Raw genomic sequence first — 19624 nt, 5'->3', positions numbered from 1 at the left:
GGCTTACCCCATCGCCAGTAATGGCTGACCGGACTGCACACTGTCGCCGGTTTTAACCATTACATTGCTGATCGTACCGTCGAACTGTGCGCGCACCTCCGTCTCCATCTTCATCGCTTCCATGACGATTACCACATCACCTTTTGCGACGGTATCACCGGGTTGCACCAGTACCTTGAAAATATTGCCGGATAGCGGGGCATTCTGAACTTGTCCCGCAGGTGCAGAGGCAGCAGGCGCTGGCGCTGAAGCGGAACTGGCTGTCACTGAAGACAAAGCCCCGCTGGGTGCCACTTCCACTTCATACACTTTTCCGTCCACACGCACAGAGTACGCTTCAGCTCCACCACTGGCGGGCTGGGCATTAGCAGTCGGCACATCGGCAGGTGCTTCAGTACCTGGTGCGGGTTCAAACGCATCCGGATTGCCGCGATTTTGCAGGAATTTAAGCCCAATTTGCGGAAATAACGCGTAGGTAAGAACATCATCAATTTTATCGGTGGCCAACGTGATGCCATTGCTCTGGGCCAGTTCACCCAGTTCCACGTCAAGGGAGTCCAATTCCGGTGCAATGCGATCAGCAGGTCGACAGGTGATGGCCTCTTCGCCATCCAGCACGCGCTGTTGCAGTTCGGCATTTACCGGTGCAGCGGTGGCACCATACTCGCCTTTCAGTACACCGGCGGTTTCTTTGGTAATCGACTTATAGCGTTCACCGGTCAGCACATTGAGCACAGCCTGGGTACCGACGATCTGCGACGTTGGTGTTACCAGCGGGATGAACCCGAGATCTTCGCGAACTCGCGGGATCTCTTTAAGCACCTCGTCCAATTTATCTGCAGCCTGTTGCTCTTTAAGCTGACTTTCCATGTTCGTTAACATACCACCGGGCACCTGGGCCGTCAGGATCCGTCCATCAACGCCTTTCAGGGAACCTTCAAACTGTGCGTACTTTTTGCGCACATCACGGAAGTAAGCGGCAATGTCCTCCAGCGCTTCAAGATCAAGGCCAGTGTCCCGCTCTGTTCCTTCGACAATAGCGGCAATGGTTTCCGTTGCGGTGTGACCATAGGTCATACTCATAGAAGAAATCGCCGTATCGAGCATATCGATGCCTGCATCAATGGCTTTCTGGTAGGTTGCTGTGCTAAGACCAGTGGTGGCATGGCATTGCATGGCAATGGGCACAGACACAGCCTCTTTCAAACCACCAATCAGCGCTTCACAATCATAAGGTTTAAGCAGTCCCGCCATGTCTTTAATGCAGATAGAGTGCACGCCAAGATCTTCCAGCTGCTTCGCCATGTCCAACCACAACTGGTTGTTATGTACCGGACTGACGGTATAGGAAATTGTCCCCTGCGCATGGGCACCACAATTTACCGCAGCATGAATCGCGGTTTTCAGGTTACGAACATCGTTCATCGCATCGAATATCCGGAACACATCGACACCGTTGGTGTGTGCCCGTTCGACGAACTTTTCCACCACGTCGTCAGCATAGTGCCGGTAGCCCAACAAATTCTGTCCTCGCAGCAACATCTGCTGACGGGTATTTGGCATGGCCTGTTTCAGGGCTCGAATGCGCTCCCACGGGTCTTCACCCAGATAACGGATACAGGCGTCAAAGGTTGCACCGCCCCAGGACTCCACAGACCAATAGCCCATTTTGTCGAGCTTTTCAGCAATCGGAAGCATATCTTCCAAGCGCAAACGGGTTGCCAGCAGTGACTGATGCGCATCACGCAGGACCAATTCAGTAATGGCCAACGGCTTAGACATAGTGTTTCTCCCTGTGGATGGCTTATTAACGGTGTTGTTTTCGGTATTGATGAACAGCCGCGCTAATCGCACTGATCACCCCTTGAGATGGCTCGGTGGGATTTGCCGCGGGAGCCGCAACGGCGTGCTCGATAGTCGGTTCTGCCCCTAATCGTTGATTTATCCATGCGATCACGTGAATGGCACCGATGAGCAAGGTTAAAAACAAAAAGACAAATGTCATACCAGCCACTAGCAAAGTCGCTGCCTCAATCAGTAGTTGGCCTATGTCCTGTTGCATAGCATCTCTCGGATTGGAAAAGGTCGAAAATAAGTATCATGCTGTCTGGCAAAAAACAACCAATCAGATGGGCCATTTATGCATATGAAATGCCCTTTTATGGCGGATTTTGGCCAATAAGTGCATTTTTACCCATCAAAACCGCATATTTTTACATTTTAGTAACCTTTACTTCAGCGTATTTATTTGTACCATACTCGGCATCACTGGAACTAATGTGGCACTCACATCGCATAATAGCCAGGGTTCAACGGACATTCTTTCAGGCACAAAAAACCCCGCCACATTGGGCGGGGTAAAAGGCTCGACTCGGGAGTCGTTCAGCGCTTACAAAACTTCTTCACTTTCCGGCTTTTCTTCTTCTTTCACTGTTTTTGGCAACAGTAGTTCAGCACGGATTTTCTGCTCAATGTCGTTAGCAATCTGCGGATTCTCTTTCAGGAAGCGAACAACATTGGCTTTGCCCTGACCAATACGGTCGCCGTTATAGCTGTACCAAGCACCCGCTTTCTCAACCAGTTTCTGCTTCACGCCCAAATCAATCAGTTCGGCTTCTTTACTGATCCCTTCACCGTACATGATTTGGAATTCCGCCTGCTTAAACGGAGGGGCGACTTTATTTTTCACCACTTTCACGCGGGTTTCGTTACCCACCACTTCATCGCCGTCTTTAATCGCACCAATACGACGGATATCGAGACGCACAGAGGAGTAGAACTTCAACGCGTTACCACCTGTGGTGGTTTCAGGGTTACCAAACATCACGCCGATTTTCATCCGGATCTGGTTGATGAAAATACACAAGGTGTTCGAGCGTTTAATGTTGGCGGTAAGCTTACGCAATGCCTGAGACATCAGTCGAGCTTGCAGGCCAACGTGGCTGTCACCCATCTCACCTTCGATCTCAGCTTTAGGGGTCAAGGCAGCAACGGAGTCGACGATAACCACGTCAACGGCACCGGAACGGACCAACATGTCACAGATTTCCAGCGCTTGTTCACCAGTGTCCGGTTGAGAAACCAGCAAATCGTCGATGTTAACGCCCAGCTTCTCCGCATAAACAGGATCCAATGCATGCTCCGCATCGACAAACGCACAGGTTTTCCCTTTCTTTTGCGCTTCCGCAATCACCTGAAGCGTCAGGGTTGTCTTACCACTGGATTCAGGACCGTAAATCTCAACCACACGTCCGCAAGGCAGACCGCCAATACCCAAGGCAATATCGATGCTCAAAGAGCCAGTAGAGATGGATTCAATGTCCATGGCCTGGTTGTCACCCAGACGCATGATGGTGCCTTTACCGAATTGCTTTTCAATCTGCCCGAGCGCGGCTGACAATGCGCGAGATTTGTTATCATCCATTTGGAAAACCCTTATTATTCTGTTGCCTGTTCGACGTAACCTCTCGCTAACAGACAGGTGAATGAAGTGTCGCTAAGTTGATCAGGAGTATACTGTATAGTTATACAGTTACAAGTCCTGTTTTAGATTTTTTTTGCGATCGCTCAATCTGTAATCAACTGCAGTAATTTTTGCAGGCTGTACTCTATGGCACTGTCCCTGACCTGTGCCCGATCACCGAAAAAGCGCCGCTCCTCGGTACGCACCACGCCGTCCACCAAAAAGCCGAACCATACCGTGCCCACCGGCTTGGTTTCAGAACCGCCATCAGGGCCAGCAATGCCGCTGACCACAACATTGGCCTGAGCGCCAGTGCGTTGGGCCAGCCCCTGGACCATTTTCTCCACCGTCTGACGGGACACTGCCCCGTGTTCTTCCAGGGTCTTTTGTGGAACCCCCAACAACGCCATTTTGGCGTCATTTGAATAGGTCACAAAACCCTCATTGAACCAGCCAGAGCTTCCCGCCGTGCTGGTAATCGCGTATGCTATACCGCCTCCGGTGCACGATTCGGCAGTACTGACATGCCAATCGCGGGCAACAAGCTGTTCGCCCAACTGGGCAGCCAAGGACAGGATTGAATCCCTCATAACCAAAACCAAAAAATAAGTGTGAATTCACCCATTATGCCGTTGAACAAAATTGCAGAGCAAGCGTCCGACAAGACTTTCGAACAACACACACCGATGATGCAGCAGTACCTGAAAATCAAAGCTGATCATCCGGACATCCTGTTGTTCTACCGTATGGGCGATTTTTACGAATTGTTTTACGACGATGCCAAGCGCGCTGCTGAATTACTCGATATTTCCCTGACTGCACGGGGAAAATCCGGTGGCAATGCTATCCCGATGGCCGGTGTACCTTATCACGCGGTGGAAAATTACCTCGCGCGGCTGGTAAAAATGGGCGAATCGGTGGCGATCTGCGAACAAGTCGGTGACCCTGCCACCAGCAAAGGCCCGGTAGAAAGACGGGTACAACGTATCGTTACGCCGGGAACCGTGTCTGACGAAGCCCTGCTCAACGACCGCCAGGACAACATCCTGGCTGCAGTATACGGTCATGACAATCGTTTTGGTTATGCCACCCTGGACATCACCAGCGGACGGTTTGCGTTATCTGAGTTGAATGACGAAGAAGCCCTGCTGGCAGAATTGCAGCGCACCGATCCCGCCGAACTGTTATACCCGGAGGATTTCAGTCACAGTCATCTGATTGCCGACCGCAAAGGCACCCGCCGCCGCGCACCGTGGGACTTTGATCTCGATACCGCCATTACTCAGTTGAATCAGCAATTCGGCACTCGCGAGCTGCGTGGGTTTGGTGTTCAAGACGCGACGCTGGGATTGTGTGCAGCCGGCTGTGTGATGCAGTATGTGAAAGACACCCAACGTAATGCCTTGCCCCATATTCGCGCCATCCGGCTGGAATCGCACCACGATGCGGTGATCCTGGATGCAGCAACCCGCCGCAACCTGGAACTGACCCAGAACCTGTCAGGCGGTACCGAAAATACCCTGGCCTGGGTACTCGATCGCACCGCCACAGCAATGGGCAGTCGCTTGTTGCAGCGATGGTTACACCGCCCACTGACCGACATCGACACATTAAACGGCCGCCAGGATGCGATTGCAGCCCTGCTGGAGGGCGACATGGACAGCATCCAGACAGACCTCAAGCAAGTCGGCGATCTGGAACGGGTACTGGCCCGACTGGCAATGCGCTCCGCACGGCCAAGGGATTTCACCCGCATGCGCCAGGCATTTGCAATTTTGCCGTCTCTGCGCACTACCCTGGCGTCACTGAACAGCAGTGCCAAACGCCTGGCGTCGCTGTACAACGACATGCCAACCTTTGATGAGCTTCACGCATTGTTAAACCAGGCCATCGTGGATAATCCCCCCGTATTGATCCGTGATGGTGGCGTCATTGCCGAAGGCTACAACGAGGAGCTGGATGAGTTGCGCAACCTGGCCAAAGGAGCAACAGACTATCTGCACGCCCTCGAAACCCGGGAAAAAGAGCGCACCGGCATTGCCAGCCTGAAAGTGGCCTATAACAAAGTGCACGGGTATTACATTGAGATCGGCAAGAGCCAGGCCCATCTGGTGCCTGAAGAGTATGTGCGCCGTCAGACCCTAAAAAACAACGAACGCTACATCATTGCGGAGCTCAAAGCCCACGAAGACAAAGTGCTGACCAGTCAGAGCCGCGCACTGGCACTGGAAAAGCGCCTGTACGAGGAACTGTTTGACCGATGCCTGCCGCACCTGGATGCCCTGATCCACTGCGCCATGGCACTGGCAGAGCTGGATGTACTGAATACCCTGGCGGAACGGGCACAAAGCCTTAACTACCATCGCCCAACCTTGCAGACATCGCCCGGGATCCACTTTGATCAGGGTCGACACCCGGTGGTCGAAGAAGTCATGAACGATCCCTTCATCGCTAACCCACTGGCGATGGACATGACCCGGCGCATGCTGATCATTACCGGCCCCAACATGGGCGGTAAGTCCACTTACATGCGTCAAACGGCGCTGATCGTATTGCTCGCTTATGTCGGCAGCTTTGTGCCGGCTGAAAATGCCCGTATTGGTCCTATTGATCGCATTTTTACCCGCATCGGTGCTTCGGACGATCTGGCATCAGGCCGCTCAACCTTCATGGTAGAGATGACGGAAACCGCCAATATACTCAACAACGCCACCGCCAATAGCCTGGTGTTAATGGATGAGATTGGTCGTGGCACCAGTACCTACGATGGTTTGTCACTGGCCTGGGCATGTGCTGAGTACCTGGCCCAGCAAATCTCCGCCTACACCCTGTTTGCCACCCACTACTTCGAACTGACCGCCCTGGCCGAACAGCGTGATGCACTGGCCAATGTCCATCTGGATGCACTGGAGCACGATGATCAGATCCGCTTTATGCACGCGGTTCAGGAAGGACCAGCCAGCCGCAGCTATGGCCTGCAGGTCGCCCAACTGGCCGGCGTGCCGCGGGCAGTCATCGCGGTGGCCAAGCATAAACTTCAGGAACTGGAGCAAAGTCCGTCGGCGGCAATCAGTACCACGCCGGTGGAACCTGAGCCACAACAACTGGGGTTTAGTGCACCGGATCCGGTGCTCGACAAATTAGACAGCATCAATCCCGACGATCTGACGCCGCGCGAGGCGCTGACACTGCTGTACGAACTGAAGCAATTGAACCGCCAGACCCGCTAATTGATTGGACCAGCGTAAAAAACGCCGTTTCCCTGTGATTGCAGATTGAGGGAACGGCACTTTTCGCGTATACTGTCACGCCGTCCGGTAGCCAATTCGATTTGGCGTTTGGACCGTATATCAGTCTTTTCAATTCCAACGCCTTAGGTTACGCATGACAAATTATATTTTCGTCACGGGTGGTGTCGTTTCATCGCTGGGTAAAGGTATCGCAGCAGCGTCCCTTGCCGCCGTCCTGGAAGCCCGCGGTCTCAATGTGACCATGTTGAAACTCGACCCCTACATTAACGTCGACCCCGGTACCATGAGCCCGATTCAGCACGGTGAAGTGTTCGTCACCGATGACGGTGCCGAAACCGACCTCGACCTGGGCCATTATGAGCGCTTTATCCGTACCCGGATGACCAAGCGCAATAACTTCACCACCGGTCGTGTGTATGAAGAAGTCCTCAAACGCGAACGTCGCGGTGACTATCTGGGTGCCACCATTCAGGTGATCCCGCACATTACCAATGAAATTAAGCGCCGGGTGATTGAAGGCGCCGAAGGTTCCGACATTGCCATCGTCGAAATTGGTGGCACTGTGGGTGACATTGAGTCACAACCGTTTCTGGAAGCCATTCGCCAGTTAGGCACCGAGCTTGGCCGCGATCACGCCATGTACATGCACCTGACACTGGTGCCTTACATGGCCGCCTCAGGCGAAGTCAAAACCAAGCCAACTCAGCATTCGGTTAAAGAATTACGTTCTATCGGTATCCAACCGGATATTCTGGTGTGCCGTTCTGAAAGTGCATTGCCCACTAACGAGCGTTCCAAAATTGCCCTGTTCACCAATGTGCAGGACAAAGCCGTTATCGGTCTGAAAGACGTCGACAGCATTTACCGTGTGCCTGCGTCTCTCAAGTCTCAGGGTCTGGATGATCTGGTGATCAGCCGTTTCGGTCTGACCTGCCCCGAAGCCGACCTGAGTGAGTGGGAACAAGTCTTGTACGCAGAATCCAACCCAACCGGTGAAGTGAATATCGGTATGGTGGGCAAATACGTGGAATTACCGGATGCGTACAAGTCGGTGAATGAAGCCCTTAAACACGCCGGTCTGAAAAACCGCCTGGCGGTGAACATCCGTTACATCGATAGTCAGGACATCGAAAGCAAAGGCACCCAGTTGCTCAAAGATCTGGACGCCATCCTGGTTCCGGGTGGCTTTGGTGAGCGTGGTATCGAAGGTAAAATCCAGGCCGCCCAGTACGCCCGTGAAAACCAGGTACCTTACCTGGGGATCTGTCTGGGTATGCAGGTTGCACTGATTGAGTTTGCGCGCAATGTGGCAGGCATGGAAGGCGCAAACAGTACCGAATTTGACCCCGAAACGCCGTATCCTGTGGTGGGTTTGATCACCGAGTGGCTGGATGCCGATGGCAGTACCGAGACCCGTGACGAGCAATCTGACCTTGGCGGCACCATGCGTTTGGGTAGCCAGTTGTGTCACCTGATCCCAGGCAGCAAAGTGCACGATCTGTACGGCAGTGACGAAATTTATGAACGTCACCGTCACCGCTATGAAGTGAACAACAACCTGCGCGACAAGATTGAAGCCGCCGGGTTAACCGTCTCCGGCTTGTCCACCGACAAGCGCCTGGTGGAAGTGATTGAGCTGAAAGACCATCCATGGTTTATCGCCGGTCAGTTCCACCCGGAATTTAACTCTACGCCCCGCGATGGTCACCCTTTGTTTGAAGGGTTTGTCCGCGCTGCGGGGGAATACCATAAGCATAATAACTAATCTGCACAGGATGCCCGGCTTGTTGCCGGGCATCACGTATCTGGCATTCAACCTTTTAGGAAGGCTATTACAATGGCAAAAATCAGCAAGATCATTGGCCGCGAGATCATGGATTCACGGGGCAACCCCACCGTAGAGGCTGACGTGTACCTGGAATCAGGCGCATGGGGCCGCGCAGCGGCACCTTCAGGCGCGTCGACCGGCTCCCGGGAAGCACTGGAACTGCGTGATGGTGACAAAAAACGTTATCTGGGTAAGGGCGTGCTCAAAGCAGTGGCCGCTATCAATGATAAAATTCAGCCCGCGTTGCTGGGCCGTGATGCCGACAACCAAAAGCAAATCGATCAGCTGATGATCGATTTGGACGGCACAGAAAACAAGGAAAACCTGGGCGCCAATGCGATCCTGGCCGTGTCCCTGGCCACTGCCAAGGCAGCAGCCAATGAAAAAGGTATTCCTCTGTACCAACATATTTCTGAACTGAACGGCACCCCCGGAGAGTACTCCATGCCTGTGCCGATGATGAACATCATCAACGGCGGTGAGCACGCTGACAATAACGTCGATATTCAGGAGTTCATGGTTCAGCCAGTCGGCGCCAAGAGCTTCCGTGAAGCCCTGCGCATGGGTGCAGAGATTTTCCACAGCCTGAAGAAAGTCCTCAGTGCCAAAGGTCTGAACACTGCCGTGGGTGATGAAGGTGGTTTTGCCCCTAACCTGGCATCAAACGAAGAAGCCCTGGCGGTTATCGTTGAAGCGGTTGAGCAAGCCGGCTATCGCATGGGCGATGACGTGACCCTGGCTCTGGACTGTGCATCGTCTGAATTCTACCACGATGGTAAATACGACCTGAAAGGCGAAGGCCAGGTGTTTGATGCAGCCGGTTTTGCCGATTACCTGGCAATGCTGAGTGACAAATACCCCATCGTATCGATTGAAGATGGCATGGATGAAAGTGATTGGGACGGTTGGGCCGATCTGACCAACAAGATCGGTTCACGGGTTCAATTGGTCGGTGATGATCTGTTCGTTACCAATACCAAAATCCTTAAGCGCGGTATCGACAATGGCGTGGGTAACTCCATCCTGATCAAATTCAACCAGATCGGTTCATTGAGCGAAACCCTGGAAGCCATTCAAATGGCCAAGGACGCCGGCTTTACCGCAGTGATTTCACACCGCAGTGGTGAAACCGAAGACGCGACCATTGCCGACCTGGCCGTTGGTACTGCTGCCGGACAAATCAAAACCGGTTCATTGTGCCGTTCTGACCGGGTTGCCAAATACAACCAGTTGCTGCGCATTGAAGAGCAATTGGCGGGAAAAGTGGTCTACCGCGGCCGTCAGGAAATTAAAGGTCAGTAAGCACTGACATCTGCTAATAACCCACCGTCGAGCAAAAGGAATTTTGAGCGACGGTGGGTTTTGTTTTAGCATGACATCACAGCAGTCTTAACAGCGCCCACCACCAGCTATGGATCCGCACCAGCAAGTCGACATTTTTGCCGATGATCAGCGACAACAACAATTCGCTGAGTTATGTAATGCCTTGTATGAACGAGAGCTGGCGGCATTGGCGGCACTGACATCCCCGAACCTCAGCTTGCTGCAACGACGCATCGGTGGTCTGAGTCATCATATCAAGCGTGCCGCAGAACAATTGTTGTGCAGTAAAGCCCCGATTGCGGTTGATGTCCACAATGGTAGCTGGCAGGCCAAGCAAGCGGCCAAATGCCCGGCCGATCGATACCCTGAAGACAAAACACAAGCCTGGCTACACCAATATGTTCGACCCGGACTGGTGATCCCGGTGTGTGTGTCGGATCTTGGCCATCAGCACATTGAACTGGACTCGGTGGATCGTATCGATACCGAGCAGCGCCGCGTTCACGTCAACAAACATGGCTGGTTTCATTTCGACGGCAGCCCGTTGTCACCTGACACCCATCAATACCGCCATAAACGCCTGTTGCCGGCCAATAAGGTCACCTGTACTGCCGCCTGTTGTGGCCACAGCTGGAGCCACCGTGGCAGATCCCAGCCCCGCCCGTTAAGTTTACGTGAATTACTGCTGTCAACCGACATTGATTGGAAGACCTTTCATTGACCTTTCGGTCAAAAATGCTCAATCTACAGCGGTTATAACTATCTGATATATGGGAAAGTGTCCTGCGTGGTTGACGCCCCCGTCCATACGGGGTACTAATAGTAACCAGACAACGCGAGAGCAAAACAACATGCAACACCTGCTTCTATCTACCCTACTCCTTATGGCAGCAAGACTGCACGGGTAGACTGTAAGCGTTGTAAGCAAGATCTACAAAAACCCGTGCCCTGCACGGGTTTTTTCGTTTATGGCAAGGCAATCAAGGTGAGGAACCGACTATGTCCAACCAGGTAAAAATATTTGATACCACACTGCGTGACGGCGAACAGGCGCTGCCTGCCAGCCTGACCGTCAAAGAAAAGTTACAAATAGCCCTGGCCCTGGAACGTCTCGGTGTCGACATCATCGAAGCCGGTTTTCCGGTATCTTCTCCGGGAGACTTTGATTCGGTTCAACGGATTGCCAGAGAAGTAAAGAACGCCACGGTGTGCGGGTTATCGCGGGCCCTGGAAAAGGACATTGATGCCTGCGGCGAGGCACTGCGGGTGGCGGATCAGTTTCGCATTCACACCTTCATTGCAACCTCAGATATCCACGTTAACGCCAAACTGCGCAAGTCACAGGACGATGTGGTGGAAATGGCGGTAGCCGCGATTAAACATGCCCGGCGTTACACCGATGACGTCGAGTTTTCCTGTGAAGACGCCGGCCGCACTAACATCGATTACCTGTGTCGGATGGTTGAAGCAGCAATTCACGCTGGTGCCAGCACCGTCAATATTCCCGACACGGTCGGCTACACCACGCCGACGGAATTTGGCGGCATCATTCAAACCTTGTTTAACCGGGTACCCAACATTGATAAAGCCACCATCTCAGTGCACTGTCACAACGATTTGGGTCTGGCGGTGGCCAATTCATTGGCTGCTGTTGAACAAGGTGCCCGCCAGATCGAATGCACCATCAACGGTATTGGCGAGCGGGCCGGTAATTGCTCGCTGGAAGAAATTGCGATGATTTTACAGACCCGACAACAATTGCTGGGTCTGAGCACCAACATCCACAGTCAGGAAATTTCCCGCACCTCCAAACTGGTCAGTCAGTTGTGCAACATGCCGGTACAGGCCAACAAAGCGATTGTCGGTGCCAACGCCTTCAGTCACAGCTCCGGCATTCACCAGGATGGTGTTCTTAAAGCCCAGAATACCTACGAGATCATGACCCCGGAAAGTGTCGGGATTAACAAAAATCACCTCAACCTGACCTCACGTTCAGGCCGACACGTGATCAAGCACCGCCTGAATGAACTGGGTTATCAGGACAGTGATTATGATCTGGATGAAGTCTATGCTGCCTTCCTGCAACTGGCCGACAAGAAAGGTCAGGTGTTTGACTATGATCTGGAAGCGCTGTTGTTCTTCAACCAGCAAAAACACGATCACGCCCACTACCAGTTATTGTATTTGCAAGCCAATTCCGGCCGCGAAATCATTCCCAGCGCCACCGTCAAGCTGCGTATCGGTGACAAAGAGACCACCTCGGCAGCGATTGGTAACGGTCCGGTGGATGCCGCCTACAATGCCATCACCAAGGCGCTGGGCCATGAACGCATCGACATCGTCGACTTCAAGCTGGACTCCAAGGGTGAAGGGGCCGATGCACTGGCTCAGGTGAGCGTGGTGGCAGAATATAACGGCCGTCGTTTTAACGGCATTGGTCTTGCCACCGACATCGTCGAAGCCGGCGTAAAAGCCTTTATCTATGTCCTTAACAACACACACCTGGCCGATCAGATTGACCAGCAGAAAAAACAACAGAACGTAAAAATAGCAGGGGTATAAATGTCTACTTATAACATCGCGGTATTGCCCGGAGACGGCATCGGTCCCGAAGTCATGGCCGAGGCGCACAAAGTGCTGGATGCCATCGCCACCCGATTCGGCCTGACGCTGACGCTGAACACCTTTGACGTGGGCGGTTGCGCCATCGACAAACACGGCCACGCTCTGCCCCCTGCCACACTGGCAGGCTGTGAGCAGGCCGACGCGATTCTGTTTGGCTCTATTGGCGGGCCCAAATGGGACAGTCTGCCACTGGAGCAGCGCCCGGAGCGCGCCGCTCTGCTGACCCTGCGTAGCCACTTTGACCTGTTCAGCAACCTGCGTCCGGCGCGGATCTATCCGGATCTGGCCCACTTATCCCCGCTGCGCGAAGATATCGCCCGACGGGGCATGGATGTGGTCGTGGTCAGAGAGCTGACATCAGGCATCTACTTCGGCCAGCCCAAAGGGCTTGAGGGTGAAGGCGAGCAGCAGTATGCCTTTGACACCATGCGTTACAGCCGCGCGGAGATCCGCCGTATTGCCATCAGCGCCTTTGAGGCCGCCCGTAAGCGTCGTGGCAAGGTCACTTCGGTCGACAAAGCCAACGTGCTGGTGTGCAGCCGTTTGTGGCGGGAAGTCACCGAAGAGGTCGCCAAAGACTATCCGGATGTGACGCTGGAACACATCTACATCGACAATGCCACCATGCAACTGTTGAAATCACCCACCGACTTCGACGTGTTGTTATGCTCGAACCTGTTTGGGGACATCATCTCGGACGAGTGTGCCATGATCACCGGCTCGATGGGGCTCCTGCCGTCGGCGAGTATCAATGGCAGTGGCTTCGGCCTGTTTGAACCTGCCGGTGGTTCGGCCCCCGACATTGCCGGTCAGGGCATTGCCAATCCCATCGCGCAGATCCTGTCAGCGTCGATGCTGCTGCGCTACAGCCTGAATGAAGTGGACGCGGCCGATGCGATTGACAAAGCCGTGGTACAAACCCTGTCCGATGGCGTGCTGACCGGCGAACTGCTCAGCCAGGAACAACGCCATCATGCCCACTCCACCGCGCAGGTGGGTGATTACATCTGTCAATTGATCCGCCAGGCACAGTGAGGAGTTTCCATGCCTAAAACCTTGTATGACAAAATCTGGCAAGCCCATAGTGTCAGCCACCTGGAAGGCGATACGTTACTGTACATCGATCGCCACCTTATCCATGAAGTTACCTCACCACAGGCCTTTGCCGGCCTGGCAGAAAAGCAGCGCAAGGTGCGTCGCCCGGACAAGACGTTTGCCACCATGGACCACAGTATTTCTACCCGTTCCCTGGCACTGGATGCCTGTGGCCCTGCCAACCGTCTGCAACTGCAAACCCTGGCCGACAACTGTGAGCAACACGGTATCACCCTGTATCCCGTCGGCCACCAGAAACAAGGTATCGTGCATGTGATGGGCCCCGAACTGGGGCTGATCCAGCCGGGCATGACCGTGGTGTGTGGTGACTCCCATACCGCAACACATGGCGCGTTCGGCGCACTGGCATTTGGTATTGGCACCTCCCAGGTGGAGCATGTGCTGGCGACCCAAACCCTCAAACAAAGCAAGGCCCGCAGCATGCTGGTTGATGTGCAGGGTACACTGCCTCAGGGTGTAACCGCCAAAGACATCGTGCTGGCCATCATTGGCGAAATCGGTCATGCCGGTGCCACCGGTCATGTGATTGAATATGCCGGCGAAGCGATTCGCAACCTGTCGATGGAAGAGCGCATGACCATCTGCAACATGAGCATTGAAGCCGGCGCTAAAGCAGGTCTGATTGCGCCGGATCAAACCACGTTTGACTACCTCAAAGGTCGCGAATATGCCCCCACTGAGTCGCAATGGGATGCAGCGGTAGCGTACTGGAAAACATTGTACAGCGATGCCGACGCCGAATTTGATACCGTTGTCACACTCAACGCCGCCGATATTGCCCCCCAGGTGACCTGGGGCACCAATCCGGGTCAGGTGACCGGGATCAACCAGCCGGTGCCCGACCCCGCCTCGATGCAGGATGCCATTGAGCGCGACTCCGCCATCAAAGCACTCAAGTACATGGATCTGCAACCGGGTCAGGCCCTCACCGACATTGCGGTAAACCATGTGTTCATTGGATCCTGCACCAACAGCCGAATAGAAGACTTGCGTGCCGCCGCCAAAATCGCCCGACAGGGTAAAGTGGCCAGCGGTGTGACGGCAATTGTGGTGCCTGGCTCTGCGGCGGTAAAGCAGCAGGCCGAAGCCGAAGCGCTGGACAAAATTTTTATCGACGCTGGATTCGAATGGCGCCTGCCAGGCTGCTCCATGTGCCTGGGCATGAACGATGACCTGCTCGGTCCTGGCGATCGTTGTGCTTCCACCAGTAACCGCAATTTTGAAGGCCGTCAGGGGCGTGGTGCCCGCACCCACCTGGTCAGCCCGGCAATGGCGGCAGCCGCTGCATTGACCGGCCACTTCACCGATGTAAGAACATTTCAAGGATAACCCATGGGCGGATTTAACCAACATTCAGGCACAGCGCTGCCATTAAACCAGGCCAACGTTGATACTGACCAAATCATTCCTAAGCAGTTTCTGACCGGCGTGACCCGCGCTGGATACGGCAAACATCTGTTTCATGATTGGCGATATCTGGACTTGCATGAACAGGAGCCTAACCCTGACTTTGTGCTCAATCAGCCCCAGTATCAGGGCGCCAGTATTCTGTTAGCCCGGGAAAACTTCGGTTGTGGTTCAAGCCGTGAGCACGCCCCTTGGGCGCTGGCCGACTTCGGTTTTCGTGTGATTATCGCGACCAGCTTTGCCGATATCTTTTACGGCAATTGCATCAATAATCAGTTGCTGCCGGTCAGTTTGGATCCGGTCGCCATGGATGCGTTGTTTGCCGAGGTCGAAAAGGCACCGGATACGGTGATTGAAGTGGACTTGCCACAACAGTGTGTGCGAATTGGCAGTACCGAGTATGCGTTTGAGATTGCAGCGCATCACAAACATAACCTGCTCAAAGGGCTGGATGCTATCGGTCAGACGCTGGAGCATGAAGCGACCATTGCCGCTTTTGAATCAGCACAACCCGCGTGGTTAAAATAGCACCGATATTCACCTGACAACTGCATGATAAGGCGTTGTTGCTTGACGAATGACGCTTCATCATGAATATTCAGTACAAACAATGACAAAGGTATTCAACGGGGTATGCTACGCATAATCGCCATCGATGAGTTGCAGCCTGGCATGTATGTCAACGCTGTGACCGAGCAAACGGGCTCTTTACGTATCCGCAGTCGCGGCGTCGTCAAGACGGAAAAGGCCATTGAGGCATTGCGCCTCAAAGGTGTACTGAAACTGGAAGTTGATGAGACCAAAGGAATTTCCACTGCTCCAGTGGAAGCTGCCCCGGCACCTAAACCAGCCCCCAAGCCTGCCCCCAAACCGGCGCAAAAGCCAGTTAAAGAGCAGTTGGAACAGGCGACCAAGTTGTATGAACAGGCCAAAGGAATTCACCGAGGCTTTCTGAAACGTATCCAGAAAGATCAAAAAATCGACCTGGACCGGGTGAACACACTCAGTCACGACATTATCGACAACGTGTTCGACACGCCCAATGCCTTGTCTTGTTTGTCGTTGATGCAAAAATCCGACGAGTACCTGCTGGAACACTCACTCAACTGTTCCATTCTGATGGCCATGTTTGCCCGCCATCTGGACCTCGACACCCAGGAGATTGCCGACCTCGCCATGGGCGCGTTACTGATGGACATCGGTATGGCCAATGTGCCTCGGGATATTATCGATAAGAAAGGCCCGCTGACCGCCACCGAACGTGACATTATTTCAACCCATGTGGATGTTGGCCTGGACATAGTGGAGCGTTGTGGTGATGCACCCGCAATCGTCCGTGACCTGATTTACAATCACCACGAGCGCATTGATGGTTCGGGCTACCCGGACAAAAAAGAAGGTGACAAGGTCAGCTTCCATGCCCGCATGGCGGGTATCGTGGACAGCTACGATGCCATGGTCAGCCCCCGCTCCCACCAAAACCCGATCCCCGCGACGGCAGCCCTAAAGAGCCTGCTGAAAAATCCCGGTTATGATCAGGATCTGGTACAGAAATTTGTCCAGTGTCTGGGTGTACATCCGGTTGGCTCACTGGTCAAACTGACCAATGAACGTCTCGCCATTGTGATCCGTGCCAATGCCAAAAAGCCGTTACAACCGATTGTGGCGACGTTTTACCACCTAAAATCCGGCCATTACGCTGAAACAAAAATGCTGGATTTGAGCAAAGTCAGTGAAGAAATCGAGCGCAGTGTGCGCCCGGAAGAGTTTGGCCTGAACCTGACCAAGTTTTTCCGTGAAGTGTTTCTGGATACCCTGCCCGACTAAGGCTGCGGTGGCGCCGTCAGCCAGTCAGTATAACGCTGGTTAATGGCGTCGATGCTGCCATCCTGTTGCAGGCTGTCCAGAGCCCGGTTAAAACGCGCCATCCACGCCTTTGCCTCGGGGTAATCTTTGGCAATGATAAAATACAAGGGTACTTTTTCGTGCCTTACCGGAACGACCCGGATCCCCTGCTCAATATGGTAGATGTTGCGAAGATGCTGGGGATGGAAATGCCGGTTTATGACCCCCACGTCGGCCCAGCCCTTCTCAACCTGCGCGAAGCATCCCTGAGTGTCGGCAGCGCGAGTGAGAACCAGTTGGTAACGTTCAACCAACGACCCCACCGCACTGGTAACCGAATACCCCATTGGCATACACAGTCGCAAGCCGTGAATATCGCCCTCACTGTGGATTGCACTGTCGGCAGCTACAAACAGCTCGACACTGATAAAGTTAATCGGATCTGAATAGAGAAATTGCTCGCCCCGTTCCTGGTTGTACACATAGGGAAAGGTACCAAGGTATTTGTGATCCAATGACCACTTAAATCCCCTTGCCCACGGCAGCACATCGATGTTCAATGGTGTATGCATTCGCGCAAACACTGCCCGAACGATGGCCAAGGACCATCCGCCGTCCAGAACATCAGCACTGGCATAGGGAAAATAATTGTCGCCCGTGGCCACATTGACCCGCACATCATCGGGTTGCAGCAAAGCATCCTGTTTCGGTATTGCAGCCAGAGCATGACAACTTCCCTGCAGCAACATCAGCACAGCAAGACACCGCGCCAGTGTTCGTCCTTTTAGCAACACTGCGGTCACTGTGTTCACCAGTCGGTCAGTGCCGCCATGCTGAATTCCTGCCCACGGAAGGCGAGGATGACTTCCTGCGGTTCAATACGCAACAGTTGTAACTCCCTTTCAATCATCTCTCCTTCATGATAGCGCTTTCCATTGATTCGTACCCAACGATCGTCTGCATCGGACGCGTACATGTGCGCGGTAAATGCCATCGACGGCAACTGGGTCAGCACTTGTGCAGGGAGTTCATGAACCCGGGGGCGGTCGGTGATGCGCTTCACTTCAGGTTCGTATGACGGCGGCGCGTCATTGTCTAGAGACTGCACCGCGGCTTCAAAGCGACGCAGCAGTTCCGGCGACAATTGCTCGCTGTCCGGTTGTTGTGCTGGAGCGTTCAGCACCCGACCTTCAGGCTCGGACGCCTGTTGTGGCGAAGCGCTATCCGCTTGCAGCTCATTGCTCATCACCATGGCGGCCTGGTTTTGCTGCGCGGTATCCGATTCTACCAATGCACTGTTATTTTCAACCGCCGGCTGGGCAGGCGCACTCGCCTGAGACGCAATGCTGTTAGTGGGGCTGGCCGCAGGTTGTTGTGCCGGTTGTTGTAGCGGTTTAGTCATCGGCGCTGACTGCTGTGCCAGCAAGCTGTCGACTTCAATCGGTTGATGCAACCAGCGCGCGCCGCCAAAACCAATAGCACCACCGAGCAGCAACACCACGAGTGCCTGCAAAACCGGTTTGGCATAGAAGCGCAGCGGCGTGGGCAATTCATCGGCAGTGGTCAGAAACAGGCTGCGGTTAATGTGATCATGCCCGTCAGGGTCCCTTGCCGGCCCTTTATCACCCTGTTTGAGCAATTGTGCGGTGGCCGACAAGTTGGCCGGTGTGGATGCAATTTCAACGGTCTGCGCAGTATCAATTTCCACCTCGACCACGCCCATCTCGCGCAAGCCGTTGATCATGTCCTGGCTGCTGATCAAGCCTGATTTTTTGATCGTGACCGGGCCGTTTTGTTCGGTAATCTGAACAATCACCATGCCGGGACTCAGCGCATCAATGTGCTTACGCTCACGCATAGCCACCTCCCACAACAAACCCCATCAGCACCGCCAGCGTGAACAAGCCCGTCAGCCATATCCAGCGGCGTTTTTCCTGGCGCTGGCTGACCACATCGGTACCGAGGATCTGTTCAGCAGCCACCACCAACACATGACGACGTACACGGGTCTGTTGGGCCATAAATGCCAACGACAGGGCGCGATCACACAGCAGGTTAATCACCCGCGGTATGCCGCCAGTGATTTGATACAAGGCAGTCAGGCTGTGAGCAGAAAACAGCGGCGCCTGACACCCGGCAACCGTCAGGCGGTGCGCAACATAGGCCTGCACCTCAGTCGCGGCCAATGGCAACAGATGGTAACGGGCGGTAATTCGCTGAGCCAGTTGGCGCAATTCATTGCGCTTGAGCAATACCTGCAATTCAGGCTGGCCTATCAACACCACCTTGAGCAACTTTTCCCGCCGGGTTTCAAGATTGGTCAGCAAGCGCAGTTGTTCCAGCACTTCAGGCATCAGGTGCTGGGCCTCATCGATAATCAAAACCGTGTTGACGCCCAGGGCGTGATTGCTGGCCAATTTGGCCAGAATGCGATCGGTAAAATACTTCAGACTGGCTTGTTCCGCACTGTACTCAATCCCCAGCTCATCGCTGATGGTGGCCAGCAACTCCATCGCCGACAAGGTCGGATTGAGGATCATGGCAACCTGGGTATTGTCAGGAAGCTGTTCGAGTAGCTTACGTGCCACGGTGGTTTTGCCGGTCCCGACTTCGCCGGTGAGCATCACAAAACCGCCACTTTCTCTCAGGCCGAAGGTCAGGTGAGCAAGGGCTTCTTTATGCCGGGGACTCATGTAAAGGAAGTCCGGATTAGGGGCAATCGAAAATGGGTTGTCGGTCAAACCGAAATAATTAAGATACATGCAC

At 54.0% G+C, this 19624-nt stretch carries 16 protein-coding genes; 9 read left to right on the top strand and 7 right to left on the bottom strand.

Features of this window, described 5'->3' with window-relative positions:
- Positions 1-3: 3 nt before the first annotated feature.
- The 4 genes from oadA to LJ739_RS10355 all read right to left on the bottom strand — a co-directional run bounded on the left by oadA (position 4) and on the right by LJ739_RS10355 (position 4053).
- Positions 4-1782: a sodium-extruding oxaloacetate decarboxylase subunit alpha gene (gene oadA / locus LJ739_RS10370; RefSeq protein ID WP_229160195.1), complete on the bottom strand. Its 1779-nt coding sequence runs from the start codon at positions 1780-1782 to the stop codon at positions 4-6.
- Between the two features lie 25 nt (positions 1783-1807).
- Positions 1808-2062 carry an OadG family protein gene (locus LJ739_RS10365; RefSeq protein ID WP_229160193.1) on the bottom strand — a complete coding sequence of 85 codons (255 nt, stop codon included), beginning with the start codon at positions 2060-2062 and terminating at the stop codon, positions 1808-1810.
- Positions 2063-2389: 327 nt separating this feature from the next.
- On the bottom strand, positions 2390-3424 hold the full coding sequence (recA, locus tag LJ739_RS10360) for a recombinase RecA (RefSeq protein WP_229160191.1): 1035 nt from the start codon (positions 3422-3424) through the stop codon (positions 2390-2392).
- 143 nt (positions 3425-3567) lie between these two features.
- Positions 3568-4053 (bottom strand): CinA family protein, encoded by a 486-nt coding sequence (locus tag LJ739_RS10355; RefSeq protein ID WP_229160189.1) that lies wholly within the window; start codon positions 4051-4053, stop codon positions 3568-3570.
- A gap of 36 nt (positions 4054-4089) precedes the next feature.
- Here LJ739_RS10355 and mutS point away from each other — a divergent pair, with 36 nt between their 5' ends.
- From mutS to LJ739_RS10310, 9 genes are all read left to right on the top strand, one after another.
- On the top strand, positions 4090-6693 hold the full coding sequence (mutS, locus tag LJ739_RS10350; RefSeq protein WP_229160187.1) for a DNA mismatch repair protein MutS: 2604 nt from the start codon (positions 4090-4092) through the stop codon (positions 6691-6693).
- A 154-nt stretch (positions 6694-6847) separates the two neighbouring features.
- The gene (locus LJ739_RS10345) at positions 6848-8479 is read left to right on the top strand and encodes a CTP synthase (protein WP_229160185.1); all 1632 of its coding nucleotides are present in this window, start codon (positions 6848-6850) and stop codon (positions 8477-8479) included.
- 72 nt (positions 8480-8551) lie between these two features.
- The gene (gene eno, locus LJ739_RS10340; RefSeq protein ID WP_229160183.1) at positions 8552-9844 is read left to right on the top strand and encodes a phosphopyruvate hydratase; all 1293 of its coding nucleotides are present in this window, start codon (positions 8552-8554) and stop codon (positions 9842-9844) included.
- A 109-nt stretch (positions 9845-9953) separates the two neighbouring features.
- Positions 9954-10586 (top strand): hypothetical protein, encoded by a 633-nt coding sequence (locus LJ739_RS10335; protein WP_229160181.1) that lies wholly within the window; start codon positions 9954-9956, stop codon positions 10584-10586.
- A 278-nt stretch (positions 10587-10864) separates the two neighbouring features.
- Positions 10865-12427: a 2-isopropylmalate synthase gene (gene leuA / locus LJ739_RS10330; RefSeq protein WP_229160179.1), complete on the top strand. Its 1563-nt coding sequence runs from the start codon at positions 10865-10867 to the stop codon at positions 12425-12427.
- Positions 12428-13525: a 3-isopropylmalate dehydrogenase gene (gene leuB, locus LJ739_RS10325; RefSeq protein ID WP_229160177.1), complete on the top strand. Its 1098-nt coding sequence runs from the start codon at positions 12428-12430 to the stop codon at positions 13523-13525.
- Positions 13526-13534: 9 nt separating this feature from the next.
- Complete coding sequence (gene leuC / locus LJ739_RS10320) at positions 13535-14935, top strand: 3-isopropylmalate dehydratase large subunit (protein WP_229160175.1); 1401 nt, start codon at positions 13535-13537, stop codon at positions 14933-14935.
- 3 nt (positions 14936-14938) lie between these two features.
- Positions 14939-15541 carry a 3-isopropylmalate dehydratase small subunit gene (gene leuD, locus LJ739_RS10315; protein ID WP_229160173.1) on the top strand — a complete coding sequence of 201 codons (603 nt, stop codon included), beginning with the start codon at positions 14939-14941 and terminating at the stop codon, positions 15539-15541.
- Between the two features lie 105 nt (positions 15542-15646).
- Positions 15647-16840 carry an HD-GYP domain-containing protein gene (locus LJ739_RS10310; RefSeq protein WP_229160171.1) on the top strand — a complete coding sequence of 398 codons (1194 nt, stop codon included), beginning with the start codon at positions 15647-15649 and terminating at the stop codon, positions 16838-16840.
- Here the strand turns inward: LJ739_RS10310 and LJ739_RS10305 are convergent.
- The 3 genes from LJ739_RS10305 to LJ739_RS10295 are packed head-to-tail and all read right to left on the bottom strand — an operon-like array spanning position 16837 to position 19620.
- On the bottom strand, positions 16837-17661 hold the full coding sequence (locus tag LJ739_RS10305) for a substrate-binding periplasmic protein (RefSeq protein WP_229160170.1): 825 nt from the start codon (positions 17659-17661) through the stop codon (positions 16837-16839). The two genes, LJ739_RS10310 and LJ739_RS10305, sit on opposite strands and share 4 nt — an antisense overlap.
- A 5-nt stretch (positions 17662-17666) precedes the next feature.
- The gene (locus LJ739_RS10300; protein WP_229160168.1) at positions 17667-18716 is read right to left on the bottom strand and encodes a general secretion pathway protein GspB; all 1050 of its coding nucleotides are present in this window, start codon (positions 18714-18716) and stop codon (positions 17667-17669) included.
- A complete protein-coding gene (locus LJ739_RS10295) occupies positions 18709-19620 on the bottom strand; it encodes an ExeA family protein (RefSeq protein ID WP_229160166.1) in 912 nt (303 codons plus the stop codon). The genes LJ739_RS10300 and LJ739_RS10295 overlap by 8 nt, the downstream gene beginning before the upstream one ends.
- Between the last annotated feature and the right edge of the window lie 4 nt (positions 19621-19624).

The sequence above is a fragment of the Fluctibacter halophilus genome (assembly GCF_020687825.1).
GTDB lineage: Bacteria > Pseudomonadota > Gammaproteobacteria > Enterobacterales > Alteromonadaceae > Fluctibacter > Fluctibacter halophilus.
This window is presented reverse-complemented; position numbering and strand designations above follow the sequence as displayed.

Excerpts from the sequence above, each read along its gene's own strand:
- leuA (WP_229160179.1), top strand. The coding sequence starts at position 10,865 with ATGTCCAACCAGGTAAAAATATTTGATACCACACTGCGTGACGGCGAA.
- LJ739_RS10295 (WP_229160166.1), bottom strand. The coding sequence starts at position 19,620 with ATGTATCTTAATTATTTCGGTTTGACCGACAACCCATTTTCGATTGCC.
- recA (WP_229160191.1), bottom strand. The coding sequence starts at position 3,424 with ATGGATGATAACAAATCTCGCGCATTGTCAGCCGCGCTCGGGCAGATT.
- LJ739_RS10310 (WP_229160171.1), top strand. The coding sequence starts at position 15,647 with ATGCTACGCATAATCGCCATCGATGAGTTGCAGCCTGGCATGTATGTC.
- eno (WP_229160183.1), top strand. The coding sequence starts at position 8,552 with ATGGCAAAAATCAGCAAGATCATTGGCCGCGAGATCATGGATTCACGG.
- leuC (WP_229160175.1), top strand. The coding sequence starts at position 13,535 with ATGCCTAAAACCTTGTATGACAAAATCTGGCAAGCCCATAGTGTCAGC.
- leuB (WP_229160177.1), top strand. The coding sequence starts at position 12,428 with ATGTCTACTTATAACATCGCGGTATTGCCCGGAGACGGCATCGGTCCC.
- LJ739_RS10365 (WP_229160193.1), bottom strand. The coding sequence starts at position 2,062 with ATGCAACAGGACATAGGCCAACTACTGATTGAGGCAGCGACTTTGCTA.
- LJ739_RS10355 (WP_229160189.1), bottom strand. The coding sequence starts at position 4,053 with ATGAGGGATTCAATCCTGTCCTTGGCTGCCCAGTTGGGCGAACAGCTT.
- LJ739_RS10335 (WP_229160181.1), top strand. The coding sequence starts at position 9,954 with ATGGATCCGCACCAGCAAGTCGACATTTTTGCCGATGATCAGCGACAA.
- LJ739_RS10345 (WP_229160185.1), top strand. The coding sequence starts at position 6,848 with ATGACAAATTATATTTTCGTCACGGGTGGTGTCGTTTCATCGCTGGGT.
- oadA (WP_229160195.1), bottom strand. The coding sequence starts at position 1,782 with ATGTCTAAGCCGTTGGCCATTACTGAATTGGTCCTGCGTGATGCGCAT.
- mutS (WP_229160187.1), top strand. The coding sequence starts at position 4,090 with ATGCCGTTGAACAAAATTGCAGAGCAAGCGTCCGACAAGACTTTCGAA.
- leuD (WP_229160173.1), top strand. The coding sequence starts at position 14,939 with ATGGGCGGATTTAACCAACATTCAGGCACAGCGCTGCCATTAAACCAG.
- LJ739_RS10300 (WP_229160168.1), bottom strand. The coding sequence starts at position 18,716 with ATGCGTGAGCGTAAGCACATTGATGCGCTGAGTCCCGGCATGGTGATT.